Consider the following 21,209-nt stretch of genomic DNA (forward strand, 5'->3'; position numbering starts at 1 on the left):
ACTTCTCTCCTAGTCTAAAACTCGTGTCCCCGATGCAACTTCAGCGATATAGAAGCTTGGAGCGTATCCAACTACTTCCTCATAGCGTTTGCCAACTGCTTCTTTGAAAGATTCCACCGCATCCTTACCAACTAAAGCAATGGCGCAGCCACCGAAGCCTGCTCCGGTCATACGAGCCCCCAAAACACCTTCTTGCTCCCAGGCTGTGTGAACCAAGGTGTCCAGCTCTAGACCAGTCACTTCATAGTCATGCTCCAAAGAAACATGGGACGCATTCATGAGACGGCCAAACTTGTCAAGATCGCCTGCCTGCAAAGCTGCCCGTGCTTGCAAAGTCCGTTGATTTTCTAAAACAGCATGGCGAGCCCGTTTGAGACAATTTTCGTCCTCTATCAGATAGCTATACTCATCAAAGGACCATTCATCCAACTCACCCAAGGTTGCGATAGATAGCTTACGGTTCAGTTCTTCAACAGCTTTTTCACACTCAGCACGGCGCTCATTGTACTTAGAGTCAGCCAACTCACGTCGCTTGTTGGTATTCATAATCACTACAACATTGTCCTGGAGATCAAGCGGTACCAAATCATACTCGAGAGTATTGGTGTCTAGGTAAATAGCCCGCTGGTCAGCTCCCATTCCGATAGCAAACTGGTCCATGATGCCAGAATTAACCCCGATAAACTCATTTTCAGTTAATTTACCGATTTTCACTAGGTCCAGACGTTCCAACTGCAAGTCAAAGAGTTTCTCAGCAATGACACCCGTCAAAAGCTCTAGTGATGCAGAAGAAGACAAGCCAGAACCATTTGGAATATTTCCATAAACATAGACATCCATGCCTCGGTCAATTGTATGACCTGCCTCCTGCAGAAAATGCAGAACTCCTTTCGGATAGTTGGTCCAGTTATGCTCAGGCTCAAAGTGCAGGTTTTCCAGCGACACTTCAATAATCCCTTTTTCTTCAAAATTCCCTGAGAAGAATCTCAAGAGCTGATCGTCCCGCTTGCGAGCCGCTCCATAAGTTCCTAGAGAAATCGCAGCAGGAAAAACATGGCCGCCGTTATAGTCCGTATGCTCACCGATCAGATTGATCCGACCGGGTGAAAAGAAAGTGTGGTCCGCTTCTACTCCAAAGACCTTGGCAAAATCTGCTCGGACTTGCTCCTCTGAAATTAGGTTTGACATAAGCTAAACTCCTTTAAAACGAATAATCGATATTGTAATCGTTTTTTTATCTTTATTATAACTGTTTCCGAGTAAAACTTCAATAAATTTAGTAAAATTTTACTTAACAAAATATTTACTAAATTCTTCTTTGTTATTTACTAATTTTTGAGTTATAATTTATGTAGACAGTAAATTAAAAAGGATCAAATCAAATGGCTACTATCAAAGATATCGCCCAGACTGCTGGTGTTTCTCCCGCAACTGTTTCGAGGGTTTTGAACTATGACAAGTCCATGTCTGTCAGCGATGAGACGCGTAAGAAGATTTTCGATATCGCTGAACAGCTCAATTACCAAAAAAGCAAAAGGCAGAAAAAGACTGCACCTCAGACCCATCGCATCGCTATCGTCGAATGGTACACCGAGCTGGAAGAGCTGGATGATCTCTACTACTACTCCATCCGCTTAGGCATCGAAAAGAAAGCCCAGGAACTGGGCTATGATATCGTACGGATTTTCAACAACGACTCTCTGAGCCAGCTAGAACAGATTGACGGCGTCATTGCCATCGGAAAATTCAGCACCAAGCAAGTCAGGGAGCTGGAGCAATACAGTCCTGCCCTGGTTTTCGTGGATAGCGATACGCTCGACCAAGGCCACAGCTGTGTGACAACGGACTTTGAGCATGCCGTTACTCATGTTCTCCACCATTTTCTTCAGCAGGGCATTCGAGAAATCGGTATGATTGCTGGACGTGAAGAGACCGCAGACGGAACGACAAGTCTTGACGATCCGCGCTTGGCCTGCTTCTGCCGTTACCTTAGTGACAAAGGCCTCTATCAGCCGAACTATGTCAAGATAGGAAAATTCTCCTCAGAGTCTGGCTACCAACTAATGAAAGAGCTCATCAACCAGCAGAACGAACAGATGCCCAAAGCATTCTTCATAGCCAGCGATGCTCTGGCTGTCGGGGCCCTCCGTGCTCTTCAGGAAGCGGGAATAGCTGTTCCCCAAGATGTCCAGATTATTTCCTTTAATGATACATCCATCGCCAAATACGTCTATCCGCCTCTCAGCACTGTGACAGTCTTTACAGAGGAAATGGGCAAGCAAGCTCTGCAGATGCTGGACCAGATGATTAAAACTGACGAAAGCCTCATCCCTTACATGATCAAACTCTCTACCAAGCTGACACTAAGAGAAAGCAGCCATTAAGTTAGAAAGACCGCCTATGAAAACCTATGAAAAAATCTTTGACATCCTCAGCCAAGCTGACGACTATGTCAACGGCGAAAAAATAGCCCAAGAATTGGGCATTTCACGAACTTCCATTTGGAAGGCCATTCAAAAACTGGAGAAAGAAGGAATCCAAATCGAATCCGTCAAAAACCGAGGCTATCGATTGACAGCGGGTGACTTGCTGATTCCTGATTGGATTGAAGCAAATTCCCCTGTTCAGGTCTCATTTAATCCTGACTGCCAGTCCACTCAGATGGACGCCAAGGCTGGCATGGAGGCCGGACGCCCGGCCAACACTCTTTATCTGGCCGCTGCCCAATCTGCTGGCCGTGGCCGTTTCGGTCGTGCCTTCTTCTGCCCCAGCCAGGGCGGCTTTTACATGTCTCTCCACCTCAAGCCCAACCTCCCCTTCGACCAGCTCCCCTCCTATACAATCTTGACCGCAGGAGCTATCTACAAGGCAGTAAAAAATCTAACCCTTATAGAGGTTGATATCAAGTGGGTCAATGACATTTACTATCGAAACAAGAAAATTTCCGGCATCCTGACCGAGGCTACGACTTCTATTGAGACAGGACTCGTCACTGATGTTATCATTGGTGTTGGCTTTAATTTTTTCATTAGAGACTTTCCAGCTGAGATTAAAGAAAAAGCTGGCTCCCTCTTTGAAGAGAAACCAGCCATTAGTCGCAATGAGCTCATTGCCGAGATTTGGAAATGCTTCTACGAAAGTGACCCAGAAGAGCTAATCTATCTCTACAAGCAGCGTTCCTTGGTGCTGGGACGACAAGTGACCTTTAGCCAAAAAGGCATGGACTTCCAAGGTTTAGCCAAGGACATCTCAGACAGCGGGCAACTCTTAGTCCAGCTGACAGATGGTCAGGAAATCTGGCTCAACAGCGGCGAAGTCTCGCTAACCAGTTGGTAATCAAAAAATTCAATTTCAAAAGGACTGAGTCATGAGACTCAGTCCTGTTTTCATTATTTCGGTCCTAAATGTTTATCGATTTCATCCACAATCCGCCCCATGACATAGGAAATCTGCAGATTGCGCAGCACCAAAACTGCCCAGAAAGCAGCCATAAAATAGCGCCCCGCCATGATGGATTCATTGAAAAAATAGGTTTCTAAGGCCGTAAAAACAGCCATTACAATAAATTGTCGTCTATTCATAGTTTTATTATAACACGAAAGCCTAGAAAAATCTTTTTTTAATCCTCTTGAATGGTAATTTTTTCTGCTAAAAAGTCAAATCCCTCTGGAATCAGGCTTTCCTCTTCCTTCTCTTCAACCTCGGCCTTGCCATTGCGGCTGCGAGCCGAAAAATCCGCCCGAATTTTGGTCCACTCTTCTAAGGAAATGGCCAAAATCTCTGGTGAAAATCCAGCTGCATTACTGAGGATATTGCCAAACATGGTATTGAGATTGTCCCGCTTCATTGTCTGCTCAGCGTTGAAATTAGACTCAAAAGCTAAGATAGCGTGGCTTTCGTTGGCCGCCACCGGCTGCGATCCTGCCAGCAAGGCCCTATCAGCTCCAGCCAGACTTTCGATAATCTCGCCCCAAGCATTCTGCAGCTTGGTCAGGTTGCTGCGAGCCAGACTAGGATTCTCAACAGCCTCTTCTAGGATGGCATTGACCTTATTGCGGTCTGCTCGATAGCCCTTAGACTTCTGCGGTCGAATATCTGAAGTTTTGACAGCTGATGCAGGTTTCCCATTGCCATTAGCCAGCTGCTGTTTAAGACTATCTATCTCTTGTCTCAGACCCTTGATCTCATCAGCTAGATTATCCGGAATCACTGCCGCTACAGGATGGTTGCTGGTTTCTGCCAGTCGAATGGTCATCATTTCTGTATAAATCTTAGGCTGCAGGCTGTTCTTGATATCTGCCAAACTCTTGGTCGCCATATCAATCATGGCAAAGAGAGTGTCCTGCGGTGTCTTGAGATTTTCCAGAAAGAGCTCGCTGGCATGATGATTTTCCCCGCCAGCTTTGACAATAATCAAGTCACGCAGATATTGCAGGAGGTCCGTTACGAAACGGGCCATGTTTTTACCGCTATCAAAAATCAGATTGAGATTATCCAAGGCTGCTACTGCATCATGAGCAATCAAGGCTGCTACATAGGCGTCCAAGGCTCCTAAGCTGATAGAGCCAGTGATTTCTTCAGAAATGTCTGTAGTCAAACGATTTTCCTGAGTTAAGCTAAGAGCCTGATCGAGGATAGACAAGGCATCCCGCATACCGCCCTCAGCTCGACGAGCAATAATCTGCACACCTTCTTGCTCAAAATTAATGCCTTCCTGCTCCAAAATCCACTCAATATGCCCAATAATGTCCTGCGTCTTGATAGACTTAAACTCAAAACGCTGGACGCGCGAAAGAATGGTCGCTGGAATCTTATGCAGCTCTGTCGTCGCTAGGATAAAGACTACGTTTTCTGTCGGTTCTTCCAAGGTCTTGAGCAAGGCGTTAAAGGCCCCAGTCGAGAGCATGTGGACCTCGTCAATGATATAGACCTTATGCTTAGCTAGACTGGGTGCATAGGTAGACTTGTCCCGAATGTCACGAATCTCATCTACTCCATTATTAGAAGCAGCGTCGATTTCGATGACATCTTCAAGGCTCCCCTCAGTAATAGCCTGGCAGATATAGCAGTCATTGCAAGGCTCACCGTCCTTTTGATTAGGACAGTTCATAGCCTTGGCAAAAATCTTAGCAACACTGGTTTTCCCTGTTCCACGCGGGCCAGAAAAGAGATAGGCATGACTGATTTTGCCTTGCTCCACAGCCTGCCGCAGGGTAGTGGCGACCACCTGCTGACCCACCAACTGACCAAAGGTCTGACTGCGGTACTTTCGATATAAAGCTTGATACATTAGGCATTTTCTCCAAACATTTCAAAAATCCAAGTCGTTTTTTCAAGCAAAATCTGAACAAATTTTTCCAGATATTCCTGATCTACCTTATCATAATCACCCGTCAAGGCCGAGTCCAAATCCAGCACTCCCAGAAGACGACCATCTTTTACCATGGGTACCACTATCTCGCTTTTCGCTCTGCTATCACAAGAGATATAGTTAGCATGCTGGGTCACATCATCCACGATAATCGTCTGCTCTTTCTCCGCGGATTCCCCACAGACACCCTTGCCTAAGGCAATATGGACACAGGAAACACCGCCCTGAAAAGGCCCCAAAATTAGCTCATTACCATCAAAAAGATAGAAACCAGTAAAAACCGAATTAGGCAGCGCTTGATTGAGAAGTGCGCTAGCGTTCGACAAATTTGCCAAAGCATTGGTCTCACCCTCTAACAAGGCTTCCAGCTGAGCCAGTAAAAGTTGATAACTTGAAATTTTTTCTTTTGTATTCATAGAGTCTATTATATCAAAAAGCCGGTCTTTCAACCAAGCTTTTCTTTAATTTTGTTATTCAAAAATTCATCAATCAGTCTATTTACAATATCGGGTTGGTCAGCATTAGAATTGTGCCCCGCCTCATCAATCCATTGAACAGACTTCCCAGTATTTCTTTCATAGGCCTTCAAATATCGTATACAAGACCCTGCACGATCTTCTTTTCCACATATAGCCAATTGTGGACATTTTACTTCATAGGAAAGTTTCTTCTCCACTGCTTCTGAAAATATCTTATATCCGTATCCCGCAAGACGAGCATACCTTTCTTGATCGCCATCATAAATCATCATCATATCATACATCAGTTTTCTTCCATAGTCTGTTGTTGATACGCTTTTAGGGCCTGATTTCAAAAGAAATTTCCATGGATAGATTCTATAAATTGTCTCCATATTTTTTAAGAGCCACAATTCCATAGCTGTATAATACTTCCTTTGAAGGGAAGGTGAATCAATCGTAACAAGACCTTTTAATTTCTCAGGAAAAAGTTGAGCATAAACCTGTCCTACATATCCTCCCATTGACTGACCAATTACTATTGGATTTTCTATTCTCTCTTTGATAAATATTTCATCCAGCCAAGTTGCTAAATCAAATAAAGTAAAATCGAGACGAAATGGATAAGATGAAGCGTGTCCAGGTGCGTCCCAAACCAAGACTCTATATGTATCTTTAAAATATTCTATTTGTTTTTCAAATAACCTATGATCAGCAGTTAGCCCAGGTAAAAAGACAAGAGCACTTTGGTATGATTTAACAGCATCATTTGTCCAATAATGAATTATTCCACTTGGTGTTTCATATATTCTTTCAATCAAAGTTCAACACTCACATTCTAATTTGTTTAATCTAGTTTATCGCAATTGCACTCATTTCTCTTATTAGAGTTTCTCAAGTAGGACAACTAGAACATATATTCTGCTTACTTATCCTCCTCCAAAACCTTCACTTCTTCACCCTCCACAAGCACAGCTTGGCGATTATTGAGGGGAAGCAGATTCAGCTGGTCGCTGTATGTATCCAGAGTGGCCTGGGCACTTTCGACAAAAGGTTCTTCGCCAACATGAGGAAGAACATAAAAATCCACCTCGTTTAGTGCCCCTGTATCGTGCAGTTCTGCTGCAACTCCTTTATCGTCCATGAGCTTATTGTAGTCAATGTCTTGGGCTGTGATGATAGCACCAGCAGATTCGCCCACATAAACCATGCCATCCGCAATCTGTTCTTTTATCAAGGACAGAAGCTGCTTTTTCTTTAGTTCTTGCAGAAGGTAAAAAGTATTGCCGCCAGAGACATAGAGGAGTTTGCTTTGGATAATTTTGGTCTGAGCTGTCTCTCTATCACAAGCTGAAATATCTAAAATTTCTACTTGAAAACCCAAGTCGACAAAAGTTTGCTGGGCTTCGTCAATATAACCTCTGTACTCTTCTACATTTCCAGCCGTCGGGATAAAAAGCACATGTTTGCCCAATTGCTTTTTAGATGCATATTGTTTAAATAAGTTCTTAACTCCCGCAAAATATGAACATAAAAATAATTGTTTCATAAGATACCTCCTTATTTTTTAACAATCTTATAAAGAATCCATTGATCCTTTCTTTGACTATCGATGAGATGCAGGTCCAAATCTGTCAAATAGTTTTCCAGTTTTTCTTGCTTTGTAAAGTCTTGTTGGTAATAAGCTAATTTGCTCCATTCACATGCCAGTAGAATGGTTCCATCTTGCTTTAGTATCCGTTTAAGTTCTGTGAATGCCTGAGTTAAATCCGACCAATGAAAATGCGTCTGAAAGGCTGTAATCAAATCAAATTCCTCAACAGGAAGATTTGTTTTCTCAACATTTTTCACCTCGAAAGATAGGCCAGGCTCAGACAATTCTTCAGCTGATTTGATGGCTGTAGTTGAAATATCAATCCCCAAAACTCGACTATTAGGAAAATGTTTTTTCAAATATTTCGAGGATTCCCCATTTCCAACTCCAACATCCAAAATAGCATGAAATTGCTTCTTATAATCTAGCAGACTGACCGCCCAAACAACCATGGGCATATAAACACGATTCCACAATTTCATCATCCATAACCCAACAAAGCTGGACGGTTTCTTAGATTGGTAAATTAAGTAAGGAAAAGCTAGAATAATCAGAAGACCAATCATTGCTAGATAAATCATCTATTTTCCTTCTCATATCTTCCGCCATAAAGCTTTTTAGCTTCATCTGTATAGTTCTTGATAAAATCCGTCTTGGAGTCGGTATAGGCATCACGGTTGTGCTCATACTGTTTCCACAAAGACAGTTTGAGTTGTTCATAGTCCTTGGCTACAGCAGGATGCTCCTGTAGATAGTCTCTAAAGTATAGCTCATCATGATCGCCTTCATAGCGCAAATGCAGATGGAAAACCCGCTCCGCAAAACCGCTCGGTGTGTAACCTTTATTAAATGACATCCGCCCTTGGCTTTCTGACATGAGGAGATAACCATTTTGCAGCAGCAAGTCTCTCATTACCACCATATCTGTTTCTTTGGGAATTTCCAATAAGATATCCACTATTGGCTTGGCCCAAATGGTCTCTACCGATGTTGAGCCAATATGGCTAAGACGAACAATCTGATGTTCTGGCAAAAAACTCAAAAGCCGAAGCCGTTCCGTCTCATACCATTCTTTCCACTCATCCTGATGCTCTCTTAAAAAAATCGGAAAAAGCTGCCACAGCTCTTCCAGTGACATTTCCTCTAAAGATGGACTCATAAGCACCTCCTTAGGTAATTTATACAAGCGTTTTCTCTAGTTATGATTATAGGAAAAATACACATCCGAGTCAAACCTTTCACTTATTGAACAGATATTTATTTTTGTAATATTTTTGAAAAGTTTTAGTTGTCAAACAATCTATTTTTTAGTAGAATGATGTCGGAGATATATTATTTAAAAGGAGTTCTTTATGAAAAAGTTTAGGTTTGGCACTTGGCTTGTCCTGTCAGCCGGCTCTTTGTTGTTACTTTCACAGGCTCTTCCTGCAGAAAATGTTGCTGCCAATCAGAAGAACCAGATTAAGGTCCAGCTGCTTAACCATAGCGATGAAACAGCTATCGGGACTCTGGAGTTGAATGGAGAGTATCAGCTAAAGCTTGGGAAAAAGGACAAATACGGTCGGGCTACTGCTGCTCATGTACAAATGCAGGAGCAACACAAAGCCAAAAAGAAAAAGGAGACCAAGGTCACTTACAACCCCATCGGTTGGCACAATTACAAATTTTACTACGGTAATGGAGATGATCGGGCTTGGCTCATGAATCGCGCTCACCTGATTGGCTTCACTTTCAGCGGCCTCAATAACGAAGGGAAAAACCTCGTTCCGATGACAGCTTGGCTCAACTCTGGCAGTTTCCAAGGACTGGACGACAATAACCCAGATAGCATGCTCTATTATGAACATCGCTTGGAGCGCTGGCTAGAGGAAAATCCAGATTATTGGCTGGATTACAAGGTTACTCCGATTTACACGGACAATGAGCTTCTTCCTCGCAAGATTGAGCTCCAGTATGTCGGGCTCGACGCAGAAGGCAATGTTGTCAGCATCCAGCTAGGGGGCAAGGAAACAATAGACGAGGACGGAATGTCTCATGTCCTCTTGGACAATGTCTCTCCAAATGCAGAGATTGACTACCAAACAGGCACTGCTGTCAATACTATGATTGAGTAGAGTTACAGATAAGAACATAAAAACAGACCATCCTTGCTGTGATGATCTGTTTTTTATTTATTTTTACCAATACAGACAGCCGTAAACCAACAAGACTGCAATCATACTGAAAAGCGAGCCAATCAGGTAGTATTCAGCAAAGGACTGACTTTCTGAAATCTTATTATAGCGGGCGATAGACTTAGCCGTAAAGACTAACCCAATGGCAGTAAACTGCCCGAAAATAAGAGAAAGTCCCATAATCAAGCGTTCCAAAATCCCAATCATAGCACCAGCCCCTGCAATAGTCTCCCCACTGTCTTCTCCTGCCTGATACTTGCTGAAGAAGAGTTTAAAGAGGATATTGACCGGCTTACCAGTCAGGGCTAAGAAAAAGAGAGCCTGCAGCATGAGATAGCGCTCAGACAGCCAATTAGGAGCTGGAATTTTCTGCTGTCCTAAGAGAAAATAAAGAGCAAAAATGCTAATCAGATGCAAAACCTGATCTAGTAAAAAGGCTGACTTTTGAGCATGATGGCGGACAATCGATGAATTCAGCCTATTCTTCAAGAAGTCAATAAGCGCATGACTGAGCCAGACCAAGGCGAAATATAGCAGATAATTAGGTAAGATGAGCCCCAAGAGCAACAGGGGCAAGAGAACAATTCCCAAGTGGAGAATTAAGAAATTCATCCGCCGGCTTTTTAGGTCAGCCATTTTCTGACTTTGAAGCTGAAAATCAGCTAGTACATGAGCCAGCAAAGTCAAAACAAGAATCGGATTCTGCATGAAAAATTCTGAAAATCCCATAAAATTTGTCATTCTTCAGCCTCCTTTGCTGCCTGTAGAATCATTCTCATAGCTAAACGGCGATTTCTCAGATAGATCTTCAGACCAGACGACTTAAGCCGCTTACTAAGCGCACTGGGACTAATCTGCAACAGCTCTGCTATTTCTCCATGAGAAAAATTCTCGTCATAGATATATTCCATGAGCATCCGCTCCAGAACTTCTCTCTGACTGTTATTCCACTTACTCTGGATGAATGAAGTAGCTGCCAGCACCGTATTGACCGCCTGACTGAGCTCTTCATCTCCCAAGGATACAGCTATACGGCTGCTGCCGTAGTCGTTCTTCTCATGAATAGCCTCAATGGCTGCGCGCGCCCTCCAGTAGGCCGGACCGTCCGCACCAATACTCTGCTCTCGATTGATGTCCGTCACAATCTCCCCCAGACCAAGCCCAAAGCGAATCGGGTGAGGAAAGCCCAAGGCAATCTGATCAAGGAGCTGCATGATCTCTGGATTAGGCCGCAGCAAAGCCTGAAACTCATCTCCAGTCGTTACCGTGAAAGGTGACACCAGATAATCCTGATAATCCTGATTTAGCACTGCCATCATGTCCTGCAGGTCCTTCTGCGCCTGCTTGCGATTTTTCAGCTGTTTGGATTCTATTAAATCTCCAATAAGAGCAATATAAAGCATACCAAACCTCCTTTAAGTCCATTATAAAGAAAAATTTAAAAAATGTCTATTTAAACGGCAACTTTTTAGAATATCCATTGTAAAGGAAAGACTATTTTTTCTTTTTAGGTGCTGGTAAGTCAGGATAGGCAGCTTCAATCAAATTACAGAGAAAGGCAGCATCTTCTACTTCTTTTATATGAAGCATTGGCTTTGCGCCTAGATAAGGAGACTCATAAACCGGATTTTCAAAAAAATCCAGAGCTGGCTGGACCGGCTTGAGCAGCAAGCGATTGTCATAAATCCCACCGAATAAGCGCCCCCGATAATAGAGCAGATATTCCCCCATCATCTTGCGAAAGCTAATTTCTTGGCCTAAGCCCTCCAGCTGCTTCAGGATAAAATCCAAATATTCTTGACTAGATGCCATCGAAATACCTCCACGCATTGATACTTTATTATACCAAAAATGAATGAAGATTTCCTGACTAAGAGATAAACTCATCTCCTTCAATTCGTAGTCTGTCTATCCTCAAGTAAGTAGAAAAAGCTAGACCATACAAGTCTAACTCTTTTACTTCTTATTTTTTTAAAAGTCCTTCCTTGACCAGATAATCACGCGCGATATTTTCGGCCTTTTTACCTTCAATACCAACTTGATAATTCATCTGGCTCATCTGGCTTTCCGTAATTTTGCCAGATAGCTTATTGAAAATACCTTCCAATTCAGGGTGTTTTTCGAGCAATTCAGCTTTCATGAGAGGTGCTCCTTGATAAGGAGGGAAAAGGTGCTTATCGTCTTCTAAAACTTGTAAATCATAACGCGCAAGTTCTGCGTCAGTCGAATAGGCATCCGTGATTTGAATATCACCCGATTGGATAGCTTGGTAGCGAAGGGCTGGCTCCATAGTTGACACATTGAGATTCAATCCATAGACAGACTGGAGTCCCTTGTTCCCATCTTCACGGTCGTTAAACTCTAAGGTAAACCCTGCCTTGAGCTTGTCTTGGACTGCCTTAAGGTCAGAGATGGTTTTAAGATTGTATTCTTTAGCAACACTCTTAGGTACAGCAATCGCATAGGTATTTTGATAAGCCATGTGATTTAGCAAGACTAGATTGTCCTGTTTTCTGATTCCATCACGTGCTGCTTCAAAAACTTCTTCAGCATCATTGCTGACCTTTGGAGCAGGCTGCAAGAGAGTTCCAGTAATCGTACCGGTAAACTCAGGATAGATATCAATATCGCCTTTTTTCAGAGCTTGATAAAGGAAGTCTGTCTTACCAAAGTTTGGCTTGACTGTCACAGTCATATCCGTATTTTCCTCAATGAGAAGTTTATACATATTCATGAGAATTTCTGGTTCTGGACCTAATTTCCCAGCTATAACCAGATGATCCTTCTCCTGCTTGGGAAGCAGACTCGGTGTGTAAGACGCGCCGAGGCCGAGGATTAAGACCGCAAAAGCTGTAAATACCGTCCGAAGCTTAGCCTTTTCCATCCATTTAAGGAGACTGTTGAAAAGAATTGCCAAAACTGCAGATGAAATTGCCCCAATCAAGATCAGACTGGCATTGCGACGATCAATTCCTAGAAGGATAAAGGAACCTAGTCCACCAGCTCCGACAAGGGCCGCTAAAGTTGCTGTCCCGATAATCATAACCGTTGCTGTCCGAATTCCAGAAACGATGACGGGCATTGCTAGAGGCAGTTCAAACTTTTTGAGTCGTTCCCACTTGGTCATCCCAAAGGCGATTCCAGCTTCTTCTAAACTAGGATCAATCCCATTCAAAGCCGTGACGGTATTTTCTAAAATCGGGAAAATAGCGTAAATCACCAGAGCAGTCAGTGCCGGCAGTGTACCAATCCCCATGAGGGGGATAAAGAGTCCCAGCAAGGCCATTGAAGGAATGGTTTGAAAGATTCCCGCAATTTGCAGCACCCAATTAGCTGCCTTTTTGTGACTATGAAGATAAATAGCGAGCGGAATGGTCAGGAAGATGGCCACTAGTAAGGTCAGAAGAGACAGCTGGAGGTGTTGTCCTATGGCTGCTAACCATTCGCCAAAGCGCTCCTGAAAGGTAGAAAACAAATTAGCCATGTTGAACACCTCCAAATAAATCTGCTACGAAGCTGGTCGCAGGTGCAGATAAGATTTCCTCAGGTGTCGCCACTTGACGAATCTCCCCGTCCTGCAGAACAGCAATCCGATTCCCCAATTTCAAGGCCTCATCCGTGTCATGGGTCACAAAGATTGTTGTCATCCCAAACTGGTCGTGGATACTCTTGGTCAAGCTCTGCAATTGCTTACGCGAGATGGCATCAAGAGCTGAAAAAGGCTCGTCCATCAGCAGGATTTTGGGTTGAGCGATAATGGCACGGACAATGCCCACCCGCTGCTGCTCACCACCAGACAGCTCACTCGGCATACGCTGAGCATAGTCTTCAGCAGGCAAGCCTACTAGCTTCAGCAATTCATCGGTCTTCTGCTGAATCTCTGCCTTGCTCCATCCTTTCATCTCAGGAATGAGAGCAATATTTTCAGCCACAGTTAGGTTTGGGAAGAGGGCAATCGCCTGTAAGACATAGCCTGTAGAAAGGCGTAACTCACGCTCATCATAGTCTTTGATGCGCTTGCCATCCATATAGATATTGCCATCTGTTGGCTCTAAAAGACGGTTGATCATCTTGAGCATGGTTGTCTTACCGGACCCAGAAGGACCTACTAAAACCATGAACTCTCCATCCTCAATCTGTAAGTTGACATCTCTCAAGACATCCTTTTCTGTATAGCGTAGCGCTACATTTTTATATTCAATCATTCTTTCTCCTCACTTTAAAACTTCCCACGATTCGTCAAGTCTTCTACCTTAGGCATGACTTCTTTATTGTCCCAATGCTCTACAATCAATCCATTCTCCAAACAGAAGATGTCATACTGGGCATAAGCCACCCCATCTATCTGATTCTGCCCATAGCTAACCACCTAATTTCCTTGTCCCAAAAGCTGGAAAACAAAGTCAAAAGTAATCCCATGCTCTGCAACATAGTTTTTATAAGCCTGACTTCCTTGGCCAATCTCATGATTATGCTGAATCAAATCTTCTGCCACATAATCATTCCATTGATCGAGTTCCTTGTTTTGGAAAATTTCTGTCAGGAAACGACGAACGGTTTTTTTATTTGCTACTGTCTTATCCAAATCCGTGATTTCAAAATCCCCAAAGATCTGATCTAACTGTCCATTTTCTGGAGCACGATAGTAGTCAATCACATCCCAATGCTCCACGATACGGCCATTCTCATCCGCACGGAAAGTATCCGTCGTCACCCATTGAGCTTCCCCGCCATTGAGATATTGGTGAACATGGACGAAGACTAGATTGCCGTCTTCAATGGTGCGAACAATCTTCATCTCACGCTCGGGATGACGCTCAAAGAAATTTGCAAAGAAAGCCGCAAACCCTTCTTTCCCATCTGGCACACCTGTCGAGTGTTGAATGTAGGTATCCCCAACAGACTGAGCTTGAGCCTCGGCAACGCGCCCATCTTGAATGGCATGAATGTATAAATTTTGTGCATTTTCAACTTGTTTTGACATGATTTATGCCTCTTTTTCTTTTAAATTTGCTAAGATACGTTCCTGGTAACTTTCAAACTGACGAATTTCTTCCTCTGAGAAACCTTTATAAAAAATAGCATCCAATTTTTGACTGACACGATGGCCAACTTCTTTCTGAGACCACCCCTGATCCGTCAATTTAACATATTTTTTTCGCTTGTCTAAACCACACTGACTAAAGGTCACCAAGCCCTGCTCTTCCAACTTTTTCAGCATAGTTGTCAGTGTATTGTTAGCAAGTCCTGTTGCGAGCGCAATGTCTGTCGCCGTAGCGCAGCCCGTCTCACTATTCCATAAGACTGTGAGAATCTTGCCTTGTTCACTTCGATAAAGGGCTTCAGGATCCTGATTCAGTAACTTTTGAAAAATCCGCCCATTCAACAAACGAATATGATAAGCTACTAAATGACTATCTTTCATACTTCCTCCCAATTTATTTCTATATCGAATTGTTTTCATTAATTGTAACACTTGTTGTTTCATCTGGCAAGAATTTTGTTCTATTTTGATACAACTTAAAAATAGGTATAGAAAAAAGCAGGTTGAACCTGCTTTAAAATCTAAAATTTATTTTTTCCGATTGATGTATCTGTTGAACAAAATGGTCATAACTTTCAGCTTCTTGAGGAATAAGAATGGACCACTTTTTCAAGAGCGCCCCGTAACCTGATAATTTACCTATGTCGTTATCAACAACCTTCCCCACGCTTGGGAAAATAAGACCGGCTGTTTTAGCTTCTAAAATGTATGTATAGGAAATCAGTTGATATAAATCCTCACGATTGATTCCTTTTTCAGTAAATTCTAGCTTTTTATATTTGGCATCTAGTACGATTTTAAAATCTTTATGATAGAAGTCTGGATAAATTTTTCGAACATGACTGCTAAATACAGAAATGCCATCCGTCTTTTCTTTATTTCGTGGATGGATAAAACCTTCTGGCAATAATGTCTGGACATACTCTTCCCAAAGCCAAGCAACATCAAAAAGAACACCGTGTATTTTTTGCTCTTGAAATCCTAAACCGTGCTTTTCTGAACTCAGAATCAACAGACAGAGTTCCTGTAATTTTCTATATTCTCGAAAATAGGCATGACGGACAGGTTTAGTTTGATTTAGTCTGATAATCTTAACACGATCAGCTAGTTTATAAGACGGAGTCACGCGGATAATTTCTGTTACATTTTCACGTTTAGCATCAAACACTCCACTTCCAATTGTTTTCTGATCCTTAATATACTCAATGGTGTGTCGAATCAGCTGCATCAATGGATTATCATAAGCAAACTCTCTAGTAGTGTAGGAAATATTTCCCATAAAAGGAACATTTTTCTTAAGATGTTTTCCTACATCAATCGCTCCCTTCACATGGCTATCATTATGGAAAAATCGCTGGTATTCCTTATAAAGTCCTTTTCTCAAAGCTGCTTGCAGATATTTTGGAAAGAGGTAAACCAATAGTTGATAGAGTTTATCTTCACTAGATAAACCAACATCCAAATTAGTGAGATTGATATTGAGGACCTTCTGCAAGAGATAATGTAAAAAATAGTCGTTATTTGCATTTGAAAAACGAGAGGAAATCGTTAATCTTTCCTGACCGTAACCCAGAAAACCAATCACATTTCCTGTCTTAATATTCTGATTTACAGTTTCAAAAATTTTCTGGTCCTTGTCCAAGTCAGAAGTATTTTTCAAGTCATTAGGAAAAATGAAAATACCATCCTCTTGAGAAAGACTTTCTAAAGTTCTATCTAAAAGTACCTGACTAATTTTTGGGTAGATTTCAACAAAATCCTCTTTTTTTATAAGTTGCTGGTTATCTGTTATCCGTATCGTCACTTCCATCGCTTTCATTGTCACCAGTTATTGACTGATTGGTTCGCTCGTTGCTTGTCTTATCAAATGCCTTTTTCAAAGTTTCTAAAGTTTCAACCTCATCATAAGAACCTCGCAAGTAATCTTCTAGGAGCGGCTTAATATAATCGGACCAGAGCAATTCATAGTCAAAGTCTACTTCCTGCAACTTAAGGAAATAACTTGGCCCAACATGGTAATGACTATTGAGCTCTTCTACTTTTTCTATGGCAGCATTCAAGTTTCTTAGACGCATTTTCGCTTCTTCAGCTCCATCTCCAAGAGGTTCATCAAGCATTCCAAGCTGACTTTCAGCCGTGATTTCTACAAAACGGAAACGACGGCGCATGGCAAAATCAAAGGTATCCACCGAGCGGTCAATATCATTCATTGTTCCGATAATGTAGACATTTTCAGGAATATAAAACTTCTCATTAGTTTCATGTAAATTAGCATATTGGGTCGAAACCTCTCCATCCTTACCACGATAGCCCGGATCAATGGAGAAAAAAAGTTCACCAAAAATCTTAGAAATCTCACCACGATTGATTTCATCGATGATGAAGACGAAGTTTTTAATACTTGGTATTTCAGCTGCTTCTTTATAAGTTTTTAATGAAAACCTTTCTTTCAAGACTTTTAGAACTGTTTTCCCGCTACTCTTATAATATCTTTGTTTATCATAATTCTTATTTTTATATAATTCATAAACATAATGTCGAGGCAATGTCCATCCAGATGCTCCACTATCATAATTGACAGATAAATTTTGCCTGCTATTAACTGACAAGTAAGATGTCTTTGTTAAATACTCCTTCTCTTCAGTGGTATTTATAAACTCCAAATAAGATTCCCAGGCTTCCTCAAAATTATCCTGACCGCCTGTCTTTTGCGCTAATTTAGCTCTTTCGCAAAATTTCTTAAAAATTCCATCTTGTAAGCCGAAGCTAATCTGCTCATCATCACTTGGAAGCGGCCGCAATCCCTCTACAAAATCTGTATAGTCATAAGAGGGATGGAATTGAACAAAATCAATTTGTTCCTCATTTCCTCCAGTCAACTCCCTTGCAATTTGTCTAGCAAGATAGGTTTTTCCCGTACCAGGAGCACCACGGAGGATGAGGTTTTTGGATTTTTCTAGTTTTTCTATGTAATTATTTATATTTTTATTCATAACAGATGTTTCTTTCTTTTTTTCATACGTGCCATTCAAAATAGATTTATATAAATTAATACGCTCGGTAGATCTATCCCAATTTACAGTCTGCCTAGCTCCTTTTTTATTTTGATATCTCCACTCACCATCTGCTTTTAACCAATCAACTCCAATACAATGTCTAAATTTTTGCTTTCTATCATCATAATAATAAGTTTCTACACATCGCCCAATACCAAAAATTCTATCAAATCCAGAAGTTGCAATAATATAATCATTTACCTTTATATCATGAGCAAATTGCCAGATGAACTGATTTTGTCTAGTTCCTTGATTTAAATCTTCTGGACTCGTATAGTCTAAAAGATTTCCTAGATCTGAACTAAAATCAATGCACGCAATCTTCTCTTTTTTAAAAAGCTCCCATAAGCTTCCACCACTTCCGGCTACTATCATCCAGTAATCTACTTTATTTTCCATAAAAAATCCTCCAACTTTTTAACCTAACCTTTAAAATCTTATATTCATTTTCTAATCCTTTGAGTTGCTGCGAAAACAATACAGATAGCGCTCTACATTATGATATAAGAATTAAAAAAACCTAATTTTAAAAGGATAATATAGCTTTTCTTTATCATAGCATAATTATAGGAAAAAGAAAAGAATTTATAAACAAAAAGCGCTCAGTGCGGAAGAAGATCTTCTCTCCTACACTGAGCTTCTTTTTATCTTAGTAATATTCACCCTGACGGTAATCCCATGAGTTGAAAGTATCAGACAAGTGCATCATGATTTTGTCAATGTCTAAGCCTTTGCGGATGACCACTGGTGCTGGTGAGATGGAACGTTGCCCACCTTGTTCTGGAATCAGTTTTCCATCCTTGTCTACCATAGAGACCATAACACCTTGCTCGTAGCGAGTTTCAATGGTCTTATCTGGCTGGATAGAAGCTACATAATCATCTGCTTCAATGACGAGGTCAACAGCATTTTCGATGCGCTCGCCAATTCCTTCGACCTTGCCGCGGTTTCCTTTACCGGATGGGTTGGCTGAGGATGCATAAACCATCTTGCCTTCTTCCCAAAGCTTAGCTGCCAGCTGCTCGCCCGCCTTACCAAACTTAATAACAAAACAGCTAGTGCCACGAACATCTGTCATCAGCTCTTCCCGACCGTCGCCAAATGCCTTGAGCTTTTCAAAAGCTTCTGGCTTCCATGGTAGGATACAGCCCAAGAGGATGTCTTCATCCCAATGCTTTTGATAAAAAGCTTCAATTTCCGGATTCAGCTGAGCCAAAGCACGGAGCTCATCCATACTGCCACAGAGGACAACACCTGGCTTATTACGGTTACGAGCCTTAGCTTCGAACTTACGCTCCAAGCCAGCTTTATCGCTGGTCATGATGATGTAACCCACCTTGGTCGGGCAAACGATACAGCCGCCGTCGCCTTTCAAGATGTCATAACCTTCTTGTGAAAGCTGTCCGTTCCATTGAATGTGTTTTGTCATAAGTTTCTTCCTTTTCTATTAAATTAAGATTTATTTTACCATATATTTTTATCGGATACAAGGTTTTTTCAGAATTTTCTCAATATATCAAAAATAAGGTTACTGCCAATAAGATGGACGATTCTTTTCATATTCTGTAATCAAATCCTCATACTGGAGTGTAATACCGATATCATCCAGACCGTTGAGGAGCTTGTGCTTCCATTCACCATCAATGTCGAAGGAGAATTCTCCCACCGGCGAAAAAATCTTCTGCTGCTCCAAATCCACCGTCACTTGATCCGTCGGCTTCAGATTCGCCAAGGCTTGCCGGACTTCCAGTGGCTGGACGATAGGCAGCATACCGTTATTAAGCTCGTTATTGTAGTGAATATCCCCGAAAGATCCGGCAATAACTACCTTAAAGCCATAGTCAGCCAAGGCCCAGGCAGCGTGCTCCCGAGAGGAACCAGCTCCGAAATTGTCCCCTGTAATCAGAATAGTCGCCTTGCGGTACTCTGGTCTGTTAAAGACGAAATCAGGATCTTCGGTGTACTGATTGTCCAGATAGCGCCAAGCGTACATGAGGTACCTGCCAAAGCCTTTTTTATCAATCAACTTGAGAAACTGCTTGGGTAAAATTTGGTCCGTATCAATATTATCGTTCATGAGGGGCACTGTTGTCCCCGTGTAGATTGTAAATTTTTCCATAAACCTTCCTTACTGGACCTCCGGTAGCTGGCGGACGTCTACAAAGTGCCCGGCAATGGCTGCCGCTGCTGCCATGGCTGGACTACAAAGATGTGTCTTAGCTCCAAATCCCTGCCGATCCTCAAAGTTCCGATTACTAGTAGAGGCACAGTGAACTCCGTCTGGCACCTTGTCTGGATTCATTCCCAGACACATGGAACAGCCCGGATCGCGCCACTCAAAGCCTGCATCCATGAAAATTTTATCCAGTCCCATCTTTTCAGCAGCCCGCTTGACTGGGCGAGAACCTGGCACGACGATAGCTGTTAGATTGGGAGCAATATGCTTGCCAGCGACAAACTTAGCTGCCAGCTGCAAATCGCTGAGTCTGGCATTGGTGCAAGAGCCGATAAAGATATAACCCAGCTCAATATCTTCTGCTTTCTTACCAGGGGAGAGGTCCATGTAATTGTAGGCCCGCTCATCGTTCATATCACGGATTTCAGGGAAAGCCGAGCCGAACTCTACTCCCATAGAAGGATTGGTTCCCCAAGTCACCATAGGTGCCAACTGGGAAACATCAATCTCAATGACTTTATCATAGACAGCATCAGAATCACTGACTAGAGTCTTCCAATCAGCCACCGCCGCCTCAAAGTCCTTAGGAGCGCCCGGCCGCCCTTGAACGTAATCATAGGTCTTCTGGTCGGGATTCATAATGCCCATCTTAGAGCCAAACTCTATGGACATATTGCAGATGGTCATACGCTCTTCCATGGTCAGATGGTCAATCGCATCACCAACATACTCGACCACATGACCGACACCTGCAGCCACACCATATCGGGCAATCAGAGCGAGGATAAAGTCCTTGGAATAGACACCTTTAGGTGGCACTCCGGTAAATTTGACCAGCATTTTCTTAGGCTTGACCTGCCAAATGGTCTGCGTGGCAAAGACGTGCTCTACTTCTGAAGTACCGATTCCAAAAGCAATAGCTCCAAAGGCTCCGTGAGTAGCCGTGTGACTGTCGCCACAGACGATGAATTTGCCCGGCTGCGTCTTGCCCGTTTCGGGTCCAACCATATGAACAATCCCCTGCAGTTCCGATCCGTGAGCTGCATGCTCAATACCAAAATCCTTGACATTCTCAGAAAGTTTATCAATCTGAGCCTTGGAAATCACATCCCGAATATCATAGATATTGACCGTAGGAACATTATGGTCAAAGGTTCCAAAGGTTAAATCCGGCCGTCTAACTTTGCGACCTGCATCTCGAAGGCCCTGAAAAGCCTGAGGGCTGGTCACTTCATGAATATAATGCTGATCCACATACATAAGCTGGGGCTGGCCTTCTTCACCAGTTATCAGATGCCTTTCCCACAGCTTATCAAAAATCGATTTTCCAGCCATA

22 protein-coding genes and 1 pseudogene are annotated in these 21,209 nt (G+C 42.5%); 3 read left to right on the forward strand and 20 right to left on the reverse strand.

Annotation, left to right across the window (positions count from 1 at the left end; translation table 11 throughout):
* Window positions 1-9 precede the first annotated feature (9 nt).
* Entirely contained in the window at window positions 10-1,188 is a 1,179-nt protein-coding gene (locus D8877_RS05995; RefSeq protein WP_125352702.1) for a galactokinase, read from the reverse strand.
* Window positions 1,189-1,382: 194 nt separating this feature from the next.
* On the opposite strand from D8877_RS05995, the gene D8877_RS06000 reads away from it, so the two are divergent.
* Window positions 1,383-2,384 (forward strand): LacI family DNA-binding transcriptional regulator, encoded by a 1,002-nt coding sequence (locus D8877_RS06000; protein ID WP_125352704.1) that lies wholly within the window; start codon window positions 1,383-1,385, stop codon window positions 2,382-2,384.
* Window positions 2,385-2,400: 16 nt separating this feature from the next.
* The gene (gene birA, locus D8877_RS06005; RefSeq protein ID WP_125352706.1) at window positions 2,401-3,336 is read left to right on the forward strand and encodes a bifunctional biotin--[acetyl-CoA-carboxylase] ligase/biotin operon repressor BirA; all 936 of its coding nucleotides are present in this window, start codon (window positions 2,401-2,403) and stop codon (window positions 3,334-3,336) included.
* A 53-nt stretch (window positions 3,337-3,389) separates the two neighbouring features.
* On the opposite strand, the gene D8877_RS06010 is transcribed toward birA, so the two are convergent.
* The 7 genes from D8877_RS06010 to D8877_RS06040 form a co-directional block, all read right to left on the reverse strand.
* Window positions 3,390-3,581, reverse strand: a complete 192-nt coding sequence (locus D8877_RS06010) for a DUF3272 domain-containing protein (RefSeq protein WP_002895701.1) — start codon at window positions 3,579-3,581, stop codon at window positions 3,390-3,392.
* Window positions 3,582-3,619: 38 nt separating this feature from the next.
* Window positions 3,620-5,290 carry a DNA polymerase III subunit gamma/tau gene (gene dnaX, locus D8877_RS06015; protein ID WP_125352708.1) on the reverse strand — a complete coding sequence of 557 codons (1,671 nt, stop codon included), beginning with the start codon at window positions 5,288-5,290 and terminating at the stop codon, window positions 3,620-3,622.
* Window positions 5,290-5,787 (reverse strand): free L-methionine (R)-S-oxide reductase MsrC, encoded by a 498-nt coding sequence (gene msrC / locus D8877_RS06020; protein WP_125352710.1) that lies wholly within the window; start codon window positions 5,785-5,787, stop codon window positions 5,290-5,292. Before msrC ends, dnaX begins: the two co-directional genes overlap by 1 nt.
* A gap of 29 nt (window positions 5,788-5,816) precedes the next feature.
* Entirely contained in the window at window positions 5,817-6,650 is an 834-nt protein-coding gene (locus tag D8877_RS06025) for an alpha/beta fold hydrolase (RefSeq protein WP_125352712.1), read from the reverse strand.
* 104 nt (window positions 6,651-6,754) lie between these two features.
* Window positions 6,755-7,378 (reverse strand): Type 1 glutamine amidotransferase-like domain-containing protein, encoded by a 624-nt coding sequence (locus D8877_RS06030; RefSeq protein ID WP_125352714.1) that lies wholly within the window; start codon window positions 7,376-7,378, stop codon window positions 6,755-6,757.
* Window positions 7,379-7,389: 11 nt separating this feature from the next.
* Entirely contained in the window at window positions 7,390-8,004 is a 615-nt protein-coding gene (locus D8877_RS06035) for a class I SAM-dependent methyltransferase (protein WP_125352716.1), read from the reverse strand.
* Window positions 8,001-8,582, reverse strand: coding sequence for a GrpB family protein (locus D8877_RS06040; protein ID WP_125352718.1), 582 nt, complete (start codon window positions 8,580-8,582; stop codon window positions 8,001-8,003). The genes D8877_RS06035 and D8877_RS06040 overlap by 4 nt, the downstream gene beginning before the upstream one ends.
* Window positions 8,583-8,775: 193 nt before the next feature.
* On the opposite strand from D8877_RS06040, the gene D8877_RS06045 reads away from it, so the two are divergent.
* Window positions 8,776-9,537, forward strand: a complete 762-nt coding sequence (locus tag D8877_RS06045; protein WP_002895710.1) for a DNA/RNA non-specific endonuclease — start codon at window positions 8,776-8,778, stop codon at window positions 9,535-9,537.
* 63 nt (window positions 9,538-9,600) lie between these two features.
* On the opposite strand, the gene D8877_RS06050 is transcribed toward D8877_RS06045, so the two are convergent.
* From D8877_RS06050 to leuC, 12 genes and pseudogenes are all read right to left on the reverse strand, one after another.
* Window positions 9,601-10,338 carry a DUF3307 domain-containing protein gene (locus tag D8877_RS06050; RefSeq protein WP_002906739.1) on the reverse strand — a complete coding sequence of 246 codons (738 nt, stop codon included), beginning with the start codon at window positions 10,336-10,338 and terminating at the stop codon, window positions 9,601-9,603.
* Window positions 10,335-11,000 (reverse strand): SatD family protein, encoded by a 666-nt coding sequence (locus D8877_RS06055; RefSeq protein WP_002906740.1) that lies wholly within the window; start codon window positions 10,998-11,000, stop codon window positions 10,335-10,337. The genes D8877_RS06050 and D8877_RS06055 overlap by 4 nt, the downstream gene beginning before the upstream one ends.
* 91 nt (window positions 11,001-11,091) lie before the next feature.
* A complete protein-coding gene (locus D8877_RS06060; protein WP_125352720.1) occupies window positions 11,092-11,409 on the reverse strand; it encodes a TfoX/Sxy family protein in 318 nt (105 codons plus the stop codon).
* A 151-nt stretch (window positions 11,410-11,560) separates the two neighbouring features.
* Window positions 11,561-13,081, reverse strand: a complete 1,521-nt coding sequence (locus tag D8877_RS06065) for an ABC transporter permease/substrate-binding protein (RefSeq protein WP_125352722.1) — start codon at window positions 13,079-13,081, stop codon at window positions 11,561-11,563.
* Complete coding sequence (locus tag D8877_RS06070; RefSeq protein WP_125352724.1) at window positions 13,074-13,802, reverse strand: ABC transporter ATP-binding protein; 729 nt, start codon at window positions 13,800-13,802, stop codon at window positions 13,074-13,076. Before D8877_RS06070 ends, D8877_RS06065 begins: the two co-directional genes overlap by 8 nt.
* A gap of 14 nt (window positions 13,803-13,816) precedes the next feature.
* Window positions 13,817-14,581 (reverse strand): annotated as a pseudogene (locus D8877_RS06075) (nuclear transport factor 2 family protein).
* Between the two features lie 3 nt (window positions 14,582-14,584).
* Window positions 14,585-15,022 (reverse strand): MarR family winged helix-turn-helix transcriptional regulator, encoded by a 438-nt coding sequence (locus D8877_RS06080; RefSeq protein ID WP_125352725.1) that lies wholly within the window; start codon window positions 15,020-15,022, stop codon window positions 14,585-14,587.
* Window positions 15,023-15,155: 133 nt separating this feature from the next.
* The gene (locus tag D8877_RS06085) at window positions 15,156-16,460 is read right to left on the reverse strand and encodes an McrC family protein (RefSeq protein ID WP_125352727.1); all 1,305 of its coding nucleotides are present in this window, start codon (window positions 16,458-16,460) and stop codon (window positions 15,156-15,158) included.
* On the reverse strand, window positions 16,423-18,096 hold the full coding sequence (locus D8877_RS06090; RefSeq protein ID WP_125352729.1) for an AAA family ATPase: 1,674 nt from the start codon (window positions 18,094-18,096) through the stop codon (window positions 16,423-16,425). Before D8877_RS06090 ends, D8877_RS06085 begins: the two co-directional genes overlap by 38 nt.
* A 250-nt stretch (window positions 18,097-18,346) precedes the next feature.
* Window positions 18,347-19,126 carry an L-threonylcarbamoyladenylate synthase gene (locus D8877_RS06095; protein ID WP_002897734.1) on the reverse strand — a complete coding sequence of 260 codons (780 nt, stop codon included), beginning with the start codon at window positions 19,124-19,126 and terminating at the stop codon, window positions 18,347-18,349.
* Between the two features lie 99 nt (window positions 19,127-19,225).
* A complete protein-coding gene (gene leuD / locus D8877_RS06100) occupies window positions 19,226-19,816 on the reverse strand; it encodes a 3-isopropylmalate dehydratase small subunit (RefSeq protein ID WP_125352731.1) in 591 nt (196 codons plus the stop codon).
* A 9-nt stretch (window positions 19,817-19,825) separates the two neighbouring features.
* Entirely contained in the window at window positions 19,826-21,208 is a 1,383-nt protein-coding gene (leuC, locus tag D8877_RS06105; RefSeq protein ID WP_125352733.1) for a 3-isopropylmalate dehydratase large subunit, read from the reverse strand.
* Between the last annotated feature and the right edge of the window lies 1 nt (window position 21,209).

This window comes from Streptococcus sanguinis (genome assembly GCF_003943735.1).
In the GTDB taxonomy this organism is placed as follows: domain Bacteria; phylum Bacillota; class Bacilli; order Lactobacillales; family Streptococcaceae; genus Streptococcus; species Streptococcus sanguinis_E.